15 protein-coding genes and 1 tRNA gene are annotated in these 15,931 nt (G+C 51.5%); 5 read left to right on the top strand and 11 right to left on the bottom strand.

The window, feature by feature from the left end:
* Positions 1 to 183: 183 nt before the first annotated feature.
* Positions 184 to 765, top strand: coding sequence for a chromate efflux transporter ChrB (gene chrB, locus BN3772_RS14080; RefSeq protein WP_042200157.1), 582 nt, complete (start codon positions 184 to 186; stop codon positions 763 to 765).
* The gene (gene chrA, locus BN3772_RS14075; protein ID WP_042200156.1) at positions 766 to 1,305 is read left to right on the top strand and encodes a chromate efflux transporter ChrA; all 540 of its coding nucleotides are present in this window, start codon (positions 766 to 768) and stop codon (positions 1,303 to 1,305) included. It abuts the gene before it with no gap.
* A 24-nt stretch (positions 1,306 to 1,329) separates the two neighbouring features.
* On the opposite strand, the gene BN3772_RS14070 is transcribed toward chrA, so the two are convergent.
* Positions 1,330 to 1,707 carry a PH domain-containing protein gene (locus tag BN3772_RS14070; protein WP_042200155.1) on the bottom strand — a complete coding sequence of 126 codons (378 nt, stop codon included), beginning with the start codon at positions 1,705 to 1,707 and terminating at the stop codon, positions 1,330 to 1,332.
* Positions 1,708 to 2,159: 452 nt separating this feature from the next.
* Here BN3772_RS14070 and abc-f point away from each other — a divergent pair, with 452 nt between their 5' ends.
* Positions 2,160 to 4,082, top strand: a complete 1,923-nt coding sequence (abc-f, locus tag BN3772_RS14065; protein WP_042200154.1) for a ribosomal protection-like ABC-F family protein — start codon at positions 2,160 to 2,162, stop codon at positions 4,080 to 4,082.
* 5 nt (positions 4,083 to 4,087) lie between these two features.
* Positions 4,088 to 4,561, top strand: a complete 474-nt coding sequence (locus BN3772_RS14060) for an ASCH domain-containing protein (protein ID WP_042200153.1) — start codon at positions 4,088 to 4,090, stop codon at positions 4,559 to 4,561.
* A 68-nt stretch (positions 4,562 to 4,629) separates the two neighbouring features.
* On the opposite strand, the gene BN3772_RS14055 is transcribed toward BN3772_RS14060, so the two are convergent.
* The 4 genes from BN3772_RS14055 to BN3772_RS14045 all read right to left on the bottom strand — a co-directional run bounded on the left by BN3772_RS14055 (position 4,630) and on the right by BN3772_RS14045 (position 7,144).
* Positions 4,630 to 5,013 (bottom strand): VOC family protein, encoded by a 384-nt coding sequence (locus BN3772_RS14055; protein WP_042200152.1) that lies wholly within the window; start codon positions 5,011 to 5,013, stop codon positions 4,630 to 4,632.
* A 132-nt stretch (positions 5,014 to 5,145) separates the two neighbouring features.
* Positions 5,146 to 5,298, bottom strand: coding sequence for a hypothetical protein (locus tag BN3772_RS30915; protein WP_167336671.1), 153 nt, complete (start codon positions 5,296 to 5,298; stop codon positions 5,146 to 5,148).
* 202 nt (positions 5,299 to 5,500) lie between these two features.
* The gene (locus BN3772_RS14050; protein WP_042200151.1) at positions 5,501 to 6,118 is read right to left on the bottom strand and encodes an NUDIX hydrolase; all 618 of its coding nucleotides are present in this window, start codon (positions 6,116 to 6,118) and stop codon (positions 5,501 to 5,503) included.
* A gap of 42 nt (positions 6,119 to 6,160) precedes the next feature.
* The gene (locus tag BN3772_RS14045) at positions 6,161 to 7,144 is read right to left on the bottom strand and encodes a TRM11 family SAM-dependent methyltransferase (protein ID WP_042200149.1); all 984 of its coding nucleotides are present in this window, start codon (positions 7,142 to 7,144) and stop codon (positions 6,161 to 6,163) included.
* A gap of 233 nt (positions 7,145 to 7,377) precedes the next feature.
* Here BN3772_RS14045 and BN3772_RS14040 point away from each other — a divergent pair, with 233 nt between their 5' ends.
* Complete coding sequence (locus BN3772_RS14040; RefSeq protein WP_042200148.1) at positions 7,378 to 8,733, top strand: dipeptidase; 1,356 nt, start codon at positions 7,378 to 7,380, stop codon at positions 8,731 to 8,733.
* Between the two features lie 86 nt (positions 8,734 to 8,819).
* Here the strand turns inward: BN3772_RS14040 and BN3772_RS31040 are convergent, their stop codons facing one another.
* From BN3772_RS31040 to BN3772_RS14015, 6 genes are all read right to left on the bottom strand, one after another.
* Entirely contained in the window at positions 8,820 to 8,933 is a 114-nt protein-coding gene (locus tag BN3772_RS31040; RefSeq protein ID WP_209443652.1) for a YjcZ family sporulation protein, read from the bottom strand.
* Positions 8,934 to 9,098: 165 nt separating this feature from the next.
* Positions 9,099 to 9,172 (bottom strand) — tRNA-Gly (locus BN3772_RS14035).
* 75 nt (positions 9,173 to 9,247) lie between these two features.
* Positions 9,248 to 11,374, bottom strand: a complete 2,127-nt coding sequence (locus BN3772_RS14030; protein WP_042200146.1) for a putative bifunctional diguanylate cyclase/phosphodiesterase — start codon at positions 11,372 to 11,374, stop codon at positions 9,248 to 9,250.
* A gap of 168 nt (positions 11,375 to 11,542) precedes the next feature.
* The gene (locus BN3772_RS14025) at positions 11,543 to 12,502 is read right to left on the bottom strand and encodes an aldolase catalytic domain-containing protein (RefSeq protein ID WP_209443651.1); all 960 of its coding nucleotides are present in this window, start codon (positions 12,500 to 12,502) and stop codon (positions 11,543 to 11,545) included.
* Between the two features lie 497 nt (positions 12,503 to 12,999).
* On the bottom strand, positions 13,000 to 14,517 hold the full coding sequence (locus BN3772_RS14020) for a leucyl aminopeptidase (protein ID WP_042200145.1): 1,518 nt from the start codon (positions 14,515 to 14,517) through the stop codon (positions 13,000 to 13,002).
* 157 nt (positions 14,518 to 14,674) lie between these two features.
* Positions 14,675 to 15,772, bottom strand: coding sequence for an ATP-binding protein (locus tag BN3772_RS14015; RefSeq protein ID WP_042200143.1), 1,098 nt, complete (start codon positions 15,770 to 15,772; stop codon positions 14,675 to 14,677).
* Positions 15,773 to 15,931 lie beyond the last annotated feature (159 nt).

Raw genomic sequence — 15,931 nt, 5'->3', positions numbered from 1 at the left:
GCATTAAGGGCAAACTCAAACCGGAACGGCCACTTTTTGTATACGGTGCACAAACATTCAGCGAAATCCGGTTTGTTCGGTAGTGGCTCTCTGCCGGTTAGGATAGAATGTTCAGAACACCGCAGACCGCTGCACCTCATCGCTTAATCTCTTCATACATACCATTTTATTAGGAGGGGTCTTGTGAAACTGGCCAACAATGAATATGTACAGATCGCCGTTGCCATGTGCAGAACAGGGATACTCGGTTATGGCGGAGGTCCTTCTGTAATCCCGCTCATCCGCCACGACGCCGTAACCCGCTATGCCTGGATGAGCGATGACGAATTCGGGGAGACGCTGGCCATCGCCAACGCCCTGCCGGGCCCGATCGCCACCAAGATGGCCGCCTATCTCGGCTATAAACGGAAGGGAGTCCGGGGAGCGCTGCTCTCCGTTCTGGCCCACATTTTGCCCAGCGGTATTGCTATGATCGCCCTGCTCTCCGCCGTCAATCATCTAAGCGGCTCCAGGACGGTAGCGAACATGATTGCTGCTGTTTCACCTGTTATCGCGGTCATGCTCGGGATGATGGCTTACGAATTTGCCCAAAAGGCATTCAAAGGGCTGGGGAAGTGGATCGGGGCTGGTTTTCTGCTGCTGGCGCTGGTGCTGCTGGAGGTGCTGCAGCTTCATCCGGCCATCGTGATTGTGCTTTTTCTGGGCTATGGGACGGTTCATTACCGGCTACTTGCGAAGAAGAATAACAAAGGGGGGACTGCCTAGATGGAATGGCTTGAGCTGATATATGGATTTTTTATGGCTAATCTGCTGGGCTACGGCGGCGGCCCCTCCTCCATCCCGCTGATGTACCAGGAAATTGTCCCGCATTACGGTTGGCTTACCGATGAGCAGTTCTCCAATATGCTGGCGCTGGGCAATGCCCTGCCCGGGCCGATCGCTACCAAAATTGCCGCTTATGTCGGCTACGGAGTCTTTGGCTGGGCTGGAGCCGCCTTGGCGCTGACCGCTACCGTCCTCCCTTCGGCCGCTGCGCTGATCATCCTGCTTCAGGCCATGCATAAATACAAGCAGTCGCCTGCCGTTAAAGGCATGACGCTGCTTGTACAGCCGGTTATTGCCGTTATGATGACTGTGCTGACTATTACAATGGCCCAGGGTCCGGCGGAAGCCATCGGATTCTGGCAGACGCTGATCATCGCCGCCCTTGCTTTTGCCGCCATACAATGGCTTAAGCTCCACCCTGCGCTGGTGATCGTGGCCGCTTTTGCCTACGGGGCATTCCTGCTCCCTTATACCGTGTAGCCTGCCGCTGCAGTAACAGCCAGTTCATTTCAGAATATACTGCGATAATACCGCCTGCACCTCATATATGTTGACCGATTTATTAAACGTCTTTTTAAGCGGCAATGCGCTTCCGGACACATACAGGCACAGCTCCGCATCCAGATCAAAGTGCCCGGCCGTCTCCACATAATAATGGGTGATGCTTTTGTAGGGAATGGAATGGTATTGTGTCTTTTTGCCGGTTACCCCCTGTTTATCAACGAGAATCAGCCGCTTATCCGTAAAAATAAACATGTCCCTGATCAGCTTATACGCCCGTTCGATCTTCTCCCCCGGAGCCAGAATCCGGTCATACTCACGTTGTACATCAGCAAGCTCTACCTGGGTCGCATGCCCCAGAAGCCCGTTAAAAATCGCCATATTCTCTCCTTCTTTCCCGTTCAGAATACCAGGCAGGCTCCCTGCCCTTTTACATCCTACTTGTGCATTCAAAATTATATGCTGCGGGCGCTCCGCTTTTTTTTGCTTGCATCTTCTGCCGATATTGGTTAAACTAACTTTAAATTTGTTAAAAGAGGAGGTGTGGAGGAATGGATCGCAATTGGACCAACAGTGTTATTAGCCGGCTGCCTATCGCTATGGCTGGCATCGTTCATGTAAATGCCGACAACGGGAGAAGTCTGTCCATTTACAAGAATTTAATAACACTACACAATTGTGAAATGCCTTTCCAGCCACACTTCAACGGATAAGCTGTACTACCGGAGAATGTTAAGGCCGCGGGGAAATTTCCTCGCGGTCTTTTTGCGTCCATTTTCAGTCCTCTATCCGGGGGAGCGGCTGCTGCAGGCATTATATAAAGGAGAATACCTATGATTATCTCATGCCAAAATGTCCAGAAATACCACGGTGCCCAGCTCGTCCTGAAGGACATCACCTTTGATATCCGCGAAGGCGAAAAGATCGGCCTGATCGGCCGCAACGGCTGTGGAAAAACAACCCTGTTCCGCCTGCTGAGCGGCGAAGAACGCCCGGATCAGGGGCAGATCTCCATCCGCCGGGGCAGCGTGACCGGCCTGCTTGCCCAAATTCAGGAGGCCGGAACCGAAGAAACGGTATATGCCGTGCTCCAGCGCAGCTTCGCTGAGCCTCTGTCCTGGCAGAGCCGCCTGCGGGAGCTGGAGCAGCAGATGTCATCCTCTGACGCCGCAAACGACGGGCCGGCCTGGAACAGGCTGCTTAAGGAATACGGCAGCCTGCAGGAGAAATTCGAAGCAGCCGGCGGATATGAAATCGACGCTTCGATCCAGCGGGTCGCAGCAGGGCTCGGCATCGCTGTCTCCCAATATGAGCGCGGGTTCGCCTCCCTCTCCGGCGGTGAGAAAACCAAGGTCGGCCTGGCGGAGCTGTTGCTGCGCCGTCCCGATGTGCTGCTGCTCGATGAGCCGACCAACCATCTGGATATGGAGGCTATCGAATGGCTGGAGCAATATCTTCTCGCCTATGAAGGCACCGTGCTGGCAATTTCACATGATCGCTATTTCCTCGATGCCGTAGTCAAAAAGGTCGTCGAAATTGAAGATGGCGAAGCCATCACCTATCACACCAATTACAGCGGCTATCAGGTAGAGAAGGAAGCCCGGCTGCTTCAGCAGTTCGCCGATTACCAGGAGCAGCAGAAAAAGATCAAGCAGATGCAGGAAAGTATCAAAAGGCTGATTGAATGGGGCAACCGCTCCAATCCGCCTAACCCCTCCTTCCACCGCCGGGCTGCCTCCATGCAGAAGGCGCTGGACCGGATGGTCAAGATTAAGCGTCCGATTCTGGAACGCAAGGCAATGGATCTGCAGCTGCAACAGGAGGACCGGACCGGCAATCAGGCTGTCATCCTCGACCGGATCAGCAAAAGCTACGGCAGCCGCACCCTCTTCTCCGGCGCCAGTGACATTCTGAGATACGGCGAAACGGCTGCATTGATCGGCGGCAACGGTGCCGGCAAGAGTACGCTGCTGCGGATGATTCTCGGCCAGGAGACGCCGGATAGCGGAAGCTGCACACTGGGCTCCCGGGCGGCCGTAGGGTACCTGGCCCAGGAAGCGGTGCCTGAGGACGGCAAGCTCTCTGTACTGCGCTATTTCCGCGAAGAAGCAGGTATGGAGGAAGGGGAAGCCCGCGGACAGCTCGCCCGCTTCCTCTTCTACGGCAGCGATGTCTTCAAGACCGTCGCCAATTTGTCGGGCGGGGAATGGACGCGGCTGCGCTTCGCGGTGCTGATGCACCGCCGTCCGAATCTGCTCATCCTTGATGAGCCGACCAACCACCTGGACATCGACTCGCGGGAGGCGCTGGAAGAGGCGCTGGAGGAATTCGCGGGTACCGTGCTGGCGGTATCCCATGACCGCTACTTCATCAACCGCTGCTTCGGCAAGCTCTGGTCCATCGAAGGCGGCCGCTTTCACGCCTTCAACGGAAACTATGAGTATTACAAGGAAAAACAGGCAGAGCGTGCTGCTTCCGGCACACCTGCGGATAATAGAAATTCCCCTGGCGGCAAGAGTACCCAACCCAAGGCTACAGCTCCGGCAGCCATTCCCCGGAAACAGCGCTCTGCTGCAGCATGGGAGCAGGATATTGCTGCTGCCGAGGAACAGCTCCGCCGGATCGATGCCGCGATGCTGGCTCCCGCCATCGCCAGCGATGCAGTGAAGCTGGCAGAGCTTCAGCTTAGCCGTGACTCAGCGCAGACGGAGCTGGATGAGCTCTACACAGCCTGGATGAACGAAGCAGAAAGGTGAGAACAATGACACAGAACACAGCAATTTCAGCGTATTGGAAAGCTTATGTAGAGGAGCACCCTGAAGCCGCAGATCACTATGACAGCGCCTGGGCCTTCGGCGACAGCCCGCGGCTGGCGGATGAACTGCTCGGTCTGGTACTGGAGGGAATCAAAACCGGGACCGCCTCTAATAAGCTGGTGTATGAACAGCAGGGCTTAAGCCTGCCTTTTATCGGAGGGTATTCTATCCTGCTGGACGGGGAGGGCAGTCCGCGGGCCATTATTGAGACTACCCGGGTCGAGACCGTTCCCTTCAATGAGGTTACCGCAGAGTTTGCATATACCGAGGGAGAGGATGACCGAACACTTGAATCATGGCGCTATGAGCACGAAGCTTTTTTCACAAGAGAATTCAAGCGTTATGGAATGTCCTTTGACCCTGCAATGCCGGTCGTATGTGAGAACTTCCGGGTGGTGCATGTGAAGCCGCTCCCCTAGACAGCAACCAAAGAGGCTGCGCTCCTTCATCAGGGGCGCAGCCTCTTTTATTCATGATACGTATGTACTCAGGACTGCTTAATACCGAATGCAATCCACCGTCCATCAATGTCCTCTATCACAAAGTCACGGTTACCGTAATCCGTATCGGTTAATTTGCGGATGAACTTTACGCCTGCAGCCTCGAGCGCATCCTGGAGCGCGTCCTGATTCCGGGTAATGAAGTAAGCATCATATCCGTAACCGTACAGCTCCCGGTTAGGGATAACCGGACGTCCGCCGGAATCCGTTAGAATAATCTCAGTGGAATCCCGGTACAGGCAGATATGGTGTTCCTGTGTATCCAAATAGGATACTGCCCGGAATCCCAGCTTTTGTTCATAATAAGCGGACGTTCCTATAATATCCGGAGTTCCAAAGATACTATGCGATTCCAGCAATATGTTATTCATAACCAATCTCCTTCATCCTAAATATCAGCCTGTCCATGCAATTCAAAAAGGCCGCTCCTTCTTCTAAGAGGCAGCCTTCATTCGTATAAGTCTACTAAGTTTATTTGGAGTGCCTATTATTTAAAGTAATACTTACCGCCATATCCCCATGATCCAGCCGATTACCGAGATCCATAAGGGAATGCTGATCAGAACGCCCCATACCAGTCCGGCAGCGATATTGCCCTCGGCAGGACGTGCCGCAGTATCCTGTTTTAGCGGAAGTCTTAACTCTTCTTGTTCCATTGCGATCCCCTCCTAAAATATCTTATCGTCACAGTAGAGGAAAAAATGTAGACCGCCTGGCCTAAAAAGGTAGAATTTCCGCAACTAATTTTTAGATACAAAGGCTCAGCGGCTTACTTTGTAACTGCTTTCATAATAGTAATTAACCAATTTTTGTCTAATAAAACTTATAAAAGCCCTGCACTACATTATATGCGCAGAATTAGTCTAATATAACCGGCTTTTCGGGATTTTTTAGGAATTCGAACATTGTTCTGATCTGATCTGCGGTGTTCCGTTCCTGCGACAGCTCAGGCAGCTCATCCTCAGCAAAGAAGCCTGCCCCGAACGTCTCCACGCCTCCCGCCGCTTCCCCGCCCGTAATCCGGCATAGAACAAAAAATTTATAGACATGATACGGCTCCGGCGGATGATTATGGAATTTTTTGTCCAGCACCGCCAGCAGACGAACGGCCTCCGCCTGATAACCCGACTCTTCGGCAATTTCCTTAACTGCCACTTCACTCGGCGACAGCCCGATATCCCCCCAGCCTCCGGGGAGCGCCCAGTTACCGTCCAGCTTCTCGCGTACCAGCAAAATCTTGTTATCCTGAAAAACAACACCGCGGATATCAACCTTTGGTGTACAGTATCCATCCTCTCCGGCAAAGGCGAGCCGGATCTTCTCCTTGCTCTCATAGGTATAATCCGCAAGAATGTCTACACTCAGCTCACGCAGCGCCTGATAACGTTCAATATCATAGACATCCTTGGCATATGTAAGCCCGGTCTGGGCAATAGCTTGAATCTCCTTGGCCCATGTTAACCACTTCTGTTCCATAACGGTACCTCCATTCAAAGGATAGGATAAGCCAGATTAACTTTACACACACAGCATCAGATGCCGGGAAAAAGCCCCCTTGCGGGCAACACAGCGGTCGATAATCTCAAATCCGGCTTCCGAGATCATCTCGTCCATCGCCTCAATGGCTACAATAACTACCCGCCCGGCAATTCTGCGGGCATTGACAAGAATGTCAAACTGCTCCTCGGGTGTGATGCTGGAGTACAGGTTATAGGGCATATCCACAATCGCCGCATCATAATGCTCTGTAATGTCAGCGATATCGCCCAGTGTAACCGGAGCATCGAAGCCAAAGTGGGCAATATTGGTCCGCGCCCCCTGTGCGATGAACGGATTAATGTCCCGGCCGACGATATCGATGCCCATGGACAACGCTTCAATCATTACAGTTCCGATGCCGCAGCAGGGATCGATTGCCCGGATACCTTCCGGATGCGGTACAGCCATATTGACTGCTGCGCGGGCTACACGTGTACTGAGGGCTATGGAATAGCTGCGAGGCTTCTTGATCTGGCGGAACCAGGTCGCATTATTTTTGTGATAGGCTCCAAAATACCAGCGGCCTCCCAGAGTCACAATGCCGTATACCAGCTCCGGACGGTTGACATCTGCCTCTCCTTCAATCCGCAGGCCGATTTCACGTTCAATCACTCTGCGTTCATTGTATTCTATTTTTTGCTCAGGCGGCAGATCGTTGGTTTTCACAAAAATAACCTTGAATGTCTTGCCGTTAAGCTCAACCTGTTCAGTCTGATTATAAATCTCCGGCAGGCTGTCCCCTGCGTACATGACCTCAATCATTTCCTTGATAAACGGGCTGCGGCTGGGCTCCACCTTGATTCCGCTCCCGAAAATCCCCTGAGGGATGTCCTTACCGAACAGGCACCGCAGCTCCATTCCGCATAAATCCAGCTCGTCCCCTGAGCACGCATATGTATAAATATAAGCAGGATCTGTTCCCTGCTGATTCCCTGCGGCTTCTTGCTCCTTACCTGGCTCCATATTCACTGGCACTGTTATTCCGCTCCCGTCTCCTCATAAGTCAGTTAAGTCTAGCACGGTTACCGGACGTAATCAATAACAGTAAACCGCTTTGATTGACAGAAGGTTCTCCAGTATAATGAAGGCATTACACTGCCAAACCAGCCAGCGGTCAATTAACGGCCCGGGTTGAGGTTTAGAGCTGAACTAGACGATTTTGCGCAGCGATACTCTTAAGGAGGTACATACCACTTATGTCCTATGAACAATATTTCCAGTCTGAGCGTGAAGCCCAACTGGCCGAACTGAAGGAATGGCTGTCTATTCCAAGTATTTCTGCCCTCTCTGTACACAAGGAAGATGTTCAATCCGCCGCCCGCTGGCTGACTGAAACCCTGAAACGCGCCGGACTTGAAAACATCGAGATCCATCCTACAGCAGGCCATCCTGTAGTCTATGCCGATTATCTGCATGCTCCCGGCAAGCCTACCATTCTCGTATACGGCCACTACGATGTACAGCCTGTTGATCCGCTGAATCTCTGGACAACCCCTCCATTTGAGCCGGAGATCCGCGACGGCAAGCTGTATGCACGCGGAGCGACCGACGACAAGGGCCAGGTGTTTATGCACATCAAGGCCATCGAAGCTATTCTCAAACAGGAGGGTACTCTTCCTGTCAACATCAAGCTCTGCATCGAGGGTGAAGAAGAAATCGGCAGCGTGAATCTGCCCCCATTCCTGGAAGCCAATCAGGACAAGCTGGCGGCAGACGCCGTGCTGGTCTCCGATACTGCGCTGCTGGAACGCGGACGCCCGGCCATCTGCACCGGACTGCGCGGCCTTTGCTCCATGGAGGTAAGTGTTCATACTGCTTCCACTGACCTGCACTCCGGCTCGTATGGCGGCGGAGTACCCAATGCGCTGCATGCCCTCGTCTCCCTGCTCAGCTCTCTGCATGATAATCAGGGCCGAGTAGCCGTAGAAGGCTTCTACCAGGGCGTTCCTGAGCTGACTGCCGCTCTGCGTGAGGAATTCGCCAAGCAGGGCGTGAACGAAGAGAAGATTAGAGAATCCCTCGGTCTTGAACAGTTGTACGGGGAAGACGGCTACAGCTTCGTTGAGCGGGTCGGCGCCCGTCCGACTCTTGAGCTTAACGGCGTCTACGGCGGATTCCAGGGTGAAGGCAGCAAGACTGTCATTCCTAAGGAAGCCCATGCCAAAATCACCTGCCGTCTCGTCGGCGACCAGGACCCGCAGCATATCCTTGATGCCGTGGAAGCTCATCTGAAAGCCAACATCCAGAAGGGCGCTAACGTAAAGGTGAAGCAGATGGAAAAAGCACGCGCCTTCAACATCGATCCTTCTGATCCGATCCTGCAGACTGCTGCAGACGCCTTCGGTAAAGTATACGGCACACGCGCCCTCTTCACCAAAGACGGCGGGTCGATCCCGATTATGGAGAGCTTCTCCCGCATTCTGAAGGCACCGGTTGTGCTGATGGGCTTTGGCCTGGATGACGAGAACCTGCACGCTCCGGACGAGCATTTCAATCTGGAGAACTTTGATAAGGGCCTGCTGACCATTGTTGAGTTCCTGAAGACGGTCTAACTCGGGCCAGCCATACCGCTCAGTTAACAAATAAAGCCAGGGTCTCCGCTAACTGCGCGGAAACCCTGGCTTATTATATTACGGGACTACAGTACAAAAGCCTTGGAGATGATAACCAGCAGAATAAACAGGACCAGAATAGCCGCTGTAGATGTCATTCCGCCGAAGCCTCCGCCATAACCTGCAACGTTCTCGCTCATGGATCTTTTCCTCCTTTGCAATTGGGTACAGCTTAGAATATGCCTGCAGGCTGTGTATTGACTGGGTTCACAGATAAATCCGGCCTATATCAGGCTTTACTTGGTGAATTTCTGATAGTAGACGCAAAAAAACCTTTGCATCGCAAAGGTTGTAAGTATTAATATTGGAGCGGGTGATGGGAATCGAACCCACGCTATTAGCTTGGAAGGCTAAAGTTCTACCATTGAACTACACCCGCGAGAATATGGTGAAGACAAAGAATATTGTAACATTCCTTTGAATAAAATGCAACCCTTTGGTAATGTATCCGGGCTTACGTTGGCACGATGAGCAGAGGTTTCAGGAAAATCGCTTCGAATTCGTCCGCTTTGATCGGCTTACTGAACAGGTAACCCTGGGCCTCATGGCAATGCTGCTGGCGCAAAAACTGAAGCTGCTCCTTGTTCTCCACCCCTTCTGCCGTAACCTTCAGCTTCAAATGATGGGCCATTGATGTAATGGTTGAGACAATCGCTGCATTGTTGCTGTCCTCCAGCACATCGGAGACGAAGGAACGGTCAATTTTCAGCCGGTCAATCGGCATATTCTTAAGATAATGCAGTGAGCTGTAGCCGGTGCCGAAGTCATCTATGCTGATGAATACCCCCAGCCGCTTCAAGCGGTTAAGCTGGTCAAAGGCTGTCTCCTTGTCCAGCGTCATACTCTCCGTAATCTCCAGGTCAACATAGCATGGATCAAGCCCGATTTCCTGCAGCAGCAAATCTATTTTGCCGGCGAGGTTCGGCTGCAGAAATTGGCGCATGGACAGGTTAATGGATACGCAGATATGACGGTACCCCGCCAGCTGCCACGCTTTATTCTGCTCACAGGCCGTTCTCAGCACCCAGTCGCCGATCGGTACGATCAGCCCGCTCTCCTCGGCAATCGGGATGAACTCCACAGGAGATACAATCCCCCTCTTCGGATGCTCCCAGCGCAGCAGCGCTTCCATACCGACAATTTCTTCAGTCTCAAGCAGCACCTGCGGCTGATAGACGAGATAGAATTCATTACGCTCCAGTGCCCGGCGCAGATCATTTTCCAGCTTCAGGCGTTCTTTGGCTTTCATCTGCATGGATGGGATATAGCGGCGGATCTCCACATTCTGTTCTTTGGCATTATGTACAGCCGTATCCGCATTCTGAATCAGCTGCTCTGCTGTATTTCCGTCTCCGGGATAGATGCTCATCCCCAGGCTCAGCGAGATATGATATTCCCCTGATTCCAGCTGAACCGGAGTTTCAAAGAGATGCAGCAGCTCGGATGCACGGACCAGACAGCCTTCCACCCCGGTACGCCCGGTCATCAGGAATGCAAACTCATCCGCCCCCATACTGAACAGCTCTTCGTGCCCCTTTACCTCGTTCTGTATCCGCTGTGACACCAGTTGCAGCAACCGGTCGCCGGCAGTATGCCCCAGCGAGTCATTGATGTTTTTGAAATGGTTGATATTCATGATGACCAGCGCCGAGAAACCGCCTTTTCCTTTCTCTTTTTCACTCTGGATAATCATTTCTTCCACACGCTGCATCAGCTTCCGCCGGTTCGGCAGGCCTGTAAGATCATCGTGATACGCCAGGTAGTTAATCCTTGCCTCCGCCTGCTGGTTCTCATGGAACGGTTCTTCAATTGTCAGCCGGTAGACCCCGGTCAGCATGAGGTAATACGCTATTCCGCTGCTGATCATGCCAAAGAGATTGTCCACCTCCCCGACACTCAGCAGATTCATGAAGAATACCTGGGCTAATGCAAAAAAGATCAGCGCACGGATAATGATAAGCAGTGAAGCAGATTTCTCAATTCTGCCCGGATACACGATCATTCCGACACTGAGCAGATAGATAAACAGCACCGCCATATCAACCAGATGCTTGACCGTGCCCAGCCAGGTGTATGTCTGCAATCCCTGAGTAAGGCTATCACTGAAAATAAGCAGCAGCAGTGAAAGGGTAATCACAACCAGCGACACCGCGAATACTTTCTTTTTTCCGCGTATGGATACCGGTTCATCTTCCTTACTGAAAATAAACAATATGCCGAATGCGCTGGCCAGGCGCGAGAAGGTAAGCAGCCAAAGGGACTGGTCCGGGCTGATAATAGAGGATATTGCCGGAATGCCCACAAAGCTTAAGATGTGTAGAAAATCAAAGGTACATACCCCCAAAAACAGGGCTGAGATGTACAATCTTGCTTTGGATAATTTATCGGAGAAAAAAAGCCCGCCCTGGGCAAAAATCGCAAAGCCGAAAGCTATATTGCAGCAGCCGGCTATAAGGTAAAGCGCCAGCATGACGTCCTGATTCTCAACCTGACTGAGCGGAGTACGGAATATTTGAATCAGAAGGAACAGTACGGCCCCTATAATCGCCGCTTGAATTGTCTTTCTCTCTTCTTGTCTCATAAGTCCCTCGCGTCTGAAAATGATATCTATAATTAGTATGAATGATGTATTCAAGCCCTTCTATAAATATCGGCTTATCCATCCCGTAAAGTTACATTCCTCCACTACAATATAAAAGAAAAAAGCACCTATCCCCCGTAGAGGTCAGTGCTTCTGCCCTAAAGATTATTATTTATCGCCGAAGGTAACTTCAGGCGTAGTCAGCTTGTCATAAAAATCAACAGCCTTATCTTTATCCTCCGATGCGCGGAGCGCCATAGCCGAGCGTGGATGCTCGTCAAGCGTACCGGTAATCATATAAGGAATGATGTACCCCCACTCTTCCTTCTCACGGAGCGGAATCATCAGCTGCTCAATAATACCAAGCACAGGACGCAGTGTATATTTGGTGTTCTTCAGGTGGGTAACCAGCAGTTCAGTCGGACAGTTGCCGGCCGCACGCCCCATACCGTAGCAGGATGCATCCAGCAGCTCTACTCCGAGTTCAGAAGCAACCAGCGTATTGGAGAAGGCCAGCTGCAGATTGTTATGGGTATGCACGCCCAGACGCTTATTCGGCAGATGGGTTTTGAACTTGTCGACCAGATATTTAATATCGTTGTGATCCAGGCTGCCGTAAGAATCCACAATATATACAACGTCTACCACGCTGTCGCGGATCATATCAAAGGCTTCCAGCAGCTCATTCTCCATTACATTGGACAACGCCATAATATTAATCGTCGTTTCGTATCCCCGGTCATGGAAAATCTGAACCAATTGCAGCGCCTTGTCCACATCCTTACTGTAGCAGGCCACACGGATCAGATCCAGCATGCTCTCGCTGCGCGGCAGGATATCATTTTCATCGACCCGGCCGATATCAACGAGTGCAGACAGCTTGGTATTGCCCTTCTCAGGAATGACTTTGCGCAGAAAATCATCGTTCAGGAACCGCCAAGGTCCGGCACTTTCCGCTCCTTTAAGCAGCTTAGGGGAGTTTTTATAGCCGATTTCCATATATTCAACCCCGGCTTCATTCAGCCCGGCATACAGCTTCTGTACAAATTCAATGCTAAAATCCCAGTTGTTAACGAGACCTCCGTCCCGGATGGTGCAATCGACAATTTTACTCTGATTATTCTTCACAATATGTTCTCCCTTCAGCATATCCTTCAGTATTTCCGCCAGCATAAGCTTACTATGCAATCATTATCGTACAATCATACTTTAATGAAGAATAAATTGTAAAGATTATTTCTGCTATCTTCCATATCTGTTTTCAGTAACGGGGCTATCGACGAAGGCTGGCAGCTTTATACAGCAGGTTTAAACTCCCCCGGTTACGGGTATGTTTGTTATAAGCAACTGCAGCCAGACCACTACCTAAGGAGGAATAACCATGAATACTAAGAAGACGTTATTTACTACCGCAGCGCTTGGAGCAGTCTACTTACTCAGAAATAAAGATACACGTGATAAAATTATGAATGGAATCCAGTCCTTCACATCCCAGGTAAAGTCTAAACGGAACGGATAAACCGTTATAGCTGCCCCGGCGGCTCACTCAGTCCGCAGGCAGCACAAAAAGCCGTAACACTCTTAATTAAGAGCGTTGCGGCTTTTTGCGTATGAGCCTGTTAGTCTTATTCCCTTGCAAGCGGACCCGGAGGCTGATCCAGGCTGGGACTCAGCAGATACTCCAGTAATGTACGGACCATAACACCCGTTGCACCTTTGGAATGAACTCCCCGCTCCTTCGACAGAAATGCCGTTCCGGCAATATCGAGGTGAACCCAGGGCAGCCCTTCAGCAAATTCACCGATAAAAAGACCGGCGGTCGAGGCGCTTCCGAATCTGCCGGCAGCATTGCGGATGTCGGCAACCTCGCTTCTAAGCATCTCACGGAACTCAGGATAGACTGGGAGCTGCCACACAGGCTCACCAGAACGGTCTGATGCCGCCAGCAGATCCTGCATCAGCTGCTTATCATTCGTAACTGCTCCGGTAGCAACATCACCGAGAATGGACACGACGGCTCCTGTCAGCGTAGCGACATCAATGAGACGCTCCGCCCCCCACTCTCTGGCATAGGTCAAACCATCACCGAGCACTACCCGGCCCTCGGCATCGGTATTCAGCACCTCTACGGTTTTTCCGCTCAGCGTAGTGATGATATCCCCCGGCTTAAAGGCTGCTGGAGAGGGCATATTCTCTGCCGCAGGAATAACCATGACTACATTAATTCGCGGCCGCAACCTGCCAAGCGCCTCCATGACACCCAGTACAGCAGCTGCACCGCCCATATCGCTGATCATATCTTCCATCCCCGGCGCCCGCTTGAGCGATATTCCGCCGGTATCAAAGGTAATCCCCTTGCCGATAATTCCGGTAACGTCTGTCCAATCCCCCGTACCCTGATAACGGATGACAATCATCCTCGGCGGATGAATACTCCCTTTGCCGACCGCAAGCAGTCCGCCCATTCCCTTCTGTTCAATCTCCCGTTCATCCAGCACCTCTACAGGAAGGCCGTGCCGCTCGGCCACCTCGACCGCTGCTGCTGCAAGTCCGGACGGAGTTAGGAGATTGCCGGGAAGATTGGTCAGCTCACGGGCCAGATTGGCTGAATCCCCAAAAACAGAGCCGCGCTGTATCCCCTGGCGCCAGGCCCGGTCCAGTGTGTCGTCTGCCGGCTGCTGCGGATACAAGATTACCTTATCCGGTCTCACATAAGATGCCTGCTCCTGCTTATAGTGCTTTCTGCGTTCGCTTCCGAGCTTCAGACCTTCCGCGAGCGCCTGTGCCGCCCCTTCCCTGGACAGAACCTGCTCGGAAATCTCAATGTCAAGCAGCGCAGCCTTCAGCCGCATTGCAGCACGGACTATATGGGCTGCAAGCACCCTGACCTCCCCGATCCCGGGATCTCCCTTTCCGCTGCCTGCGAGAATGACTATAGAGTACCGGGATAATGCTGTAACCGGAAGGATATAAATCTGATTCAGCCTGCCCGAGAAAAGCCCGGCCTTCGTTAGCGGCTCAATAGCCGCCCTCCATTCGGGTGCCAGGCTGCTGTCTGTCAGACTGTTCTCGGATATCATCATACATAAAACATCCCCTGCCGCAGCGGCAGGCGTTACGGAATTGCTCCATTCAATATTCATGGCATAACCTCCAGCTGTTCTTGAACCTGCTGACCCACATTAACACAGATAAGGCTGACTTCCTGCACGAATTGAAATCGTGAAGCACAGGAATCAGCCTCTTTAGCATTTCTATATTATAACATGGCCTGCTTTGAACACAGCTGCAGCGCTCCTATTAAATCAGAGGTAAAGAAATAACAAACCGGGTACCTTCGTTAACTCTGCTGCTGACCGAAATGCAGCCTCCATGATTCTTGATGATCCGTTCACTGACGGATAATCCGAGCCCCGTACCGTTCTCTTTAGTAGTAAAAAACGGATTAAACAGCCGGTCAAGTGTGCAAATATCCATCCCCTTGCCGTTATCAGAGATAAAGATACGGACCTCTGCACCTTCTCTGCGAGCCCCTACTTCAATCTTGCCTATGAAATTATCCGCACGCTCTGCAATCGCTTCCATTGCGTTTCTTATCATATTTAGCACTACCTGCTTCATTTGTTTGGCATCGCCGGAAATAATCATATCGCCCTGGAACGGATGGAGATTAATCTGGCAGCCATTCATCAAGGCTTCACTCTCCGTAAGCAGTACAACCTCTTTCAGTAATGCCGCTACAGGAATCATGCCGATCTGGGGGGCGGATGGTTTGGATGATGTCAAAAACTCGTGAATAATGTCATTGGCCCGGTCGATTTCAGCCAGTATAATCTTGGCGTACTCTTCCTTGCCCAGCTGGTGCAGGTGAGGGTGCAGCAATTGAATAAATCCGCGGATTGCTGTCAGCGGATTACGGATCTCATGTGCAATAGATGCAGATAATTTACCCAGCATGGCCAGGCTATCATTCTGATAGGCAGTCTGCTCGATCAGCTTATAATCGGAAATTTCCTTGAACGTAAACAGGTAGCTGCCCTTCATCGGCTCACCGGAATGCAGACTTACCCGCCAATATCGGCCATATTCATCAACAAATTCGTAGTTTGGCTTACCCTTCAGCACCATTTCCCGGTAACCGCGCAGCATCTGCTTTTTCTTGAAACGGTTAAGCTGAATATTCGCCAGGAGATGCGTTATAGCGCAGCCCATGATGGCAAGCCGCGGCAGCTCCAGTATGTCAAACATCTGTTTATTGGCAAAAGTCAAAACTCCATCTTCATCAAAAAGCATAATTCCGCTGTCAATGTGCTCCAGCACATCCTCATATGAAGTGTCCATTGTCACGGATTGAAACGTTCGTGGTAAAATCAAGCTTTCCTGAAATTGGCTTATCACGATACGAAGTTCCCCCTTTTACTGCATTTGGCGTAGACGCTTAAGCGACATCAAATTACTATGTAAATGAGTATATGACGAAGCCGCCAGAACATTCGAAAATCGTATTATATTATCCAACCGTTTCAACTATATTCCAATCATATCCAAGAGAAGAAG

Source organism: Paenibacillus camerounensis, from assembly GCF_000723885.1.
Classification (GTDB): Bacteria; Bacillota; Bacilli; order Paenibacillales; family Paenibacillaceae; genus Paenibacillus_AQ; species Paenibacillus_AQ camerounensis.
This window is presented reverse-complemented; position numbering and strand designations above follow the sequence as displayed.

What these genes read in the sequence shown, in the direction of transcription:
- chrA (WP_042200156.1), top strand. Translation starts at nt 766, where the DNA reads ATGGAATGGCTTGAGCTGATATATGGATTTTTTATGGCTAATCTGCTG.
- BN3772_RS14070 (WP_042200155.1), bottom strand. Translation starts at nt 1,707, where the DNA reads ATGGCGATTTTTAACGGGCTTCTGGGGCATGCGACCCAGGTAGAGCTT.
- abc-f (WP_042200154.1), top strand. Translation starts at nt 2,160, where the DNA reads ATGATTATCTCATGCCAAAATGTCCAGAAATACCACGGTGCCCAGCTC.
- BN3772_RS14060 (WP_042200153.1), top strand. Translation starts at nt 4,088, where the DNA reads ATGACACAGAACACAGCAATTTCAGCGTATTGGAAAGCTTATGTAGAG.
- BN3772_RS14055 (WP_042200152.1), bottom strand. Translation starts at nt 5,013, where the DNA reads ATGAATAACATATTGCTGGAATCGCATAGTATCTTTGGAACTCCGGAT.
- BN3772_RS30915 (WP_167336671.1), bottom strand. Translation starts at nt 5,298, where the DNA reads ATGGAACAAGAAGAGTTAAGACTTCCGCTAAAACAGGATACTGCGGCA.
- BN3772_RS14050 (WP_042200151.1), bottom strand. Translation starts at nt 6,118, where the DNA reads ATGGAACAGAAGTGGTTAACATGGGCCAAGGAGATTCAAGCTATTGCC.
- BN3772_RS14045 (WP_042200149.1), bottom strand. Translation starts at nt 7,144, where the DNA reads ATGGAGCCAGGTAAGGAGCAAGAAGCCGCAGGGAATCAGCAGGGAACA.
- BN3772_RS14040 (WP_042200148.1), top strand. Translation starts at nt 7,378, where the DNA reads ATGTCCTATGAACAATATTTCCAGTCTGAGCGTGAAGCCCAACTGGCC.
- BN3772_RS31040 (WP_209443652.1), bottom strand. Translation starts at nt 8,933, where the DNA reads ATGAGCGAGAACGTTGCAGGTTATGGCGGAGGCTTCGGCGGAATGACA.
- BN3772_RS14030 (WP_042200146.1), bottom strand. Translation starts at nt 11,374, where the DNA reads ATGAGACAAGAAGAGAGAAAGACAATTCAAGCGGCGATTATAGGGGCC.
- BN3772_RS14020 (WP_042200145.1), bottom strand. Translation starts at nt 14,517, where the DNA reads ATGAATATTGAATGGAGCAATTCCGTAACGCCTGCCGCTGCGGCAGGG.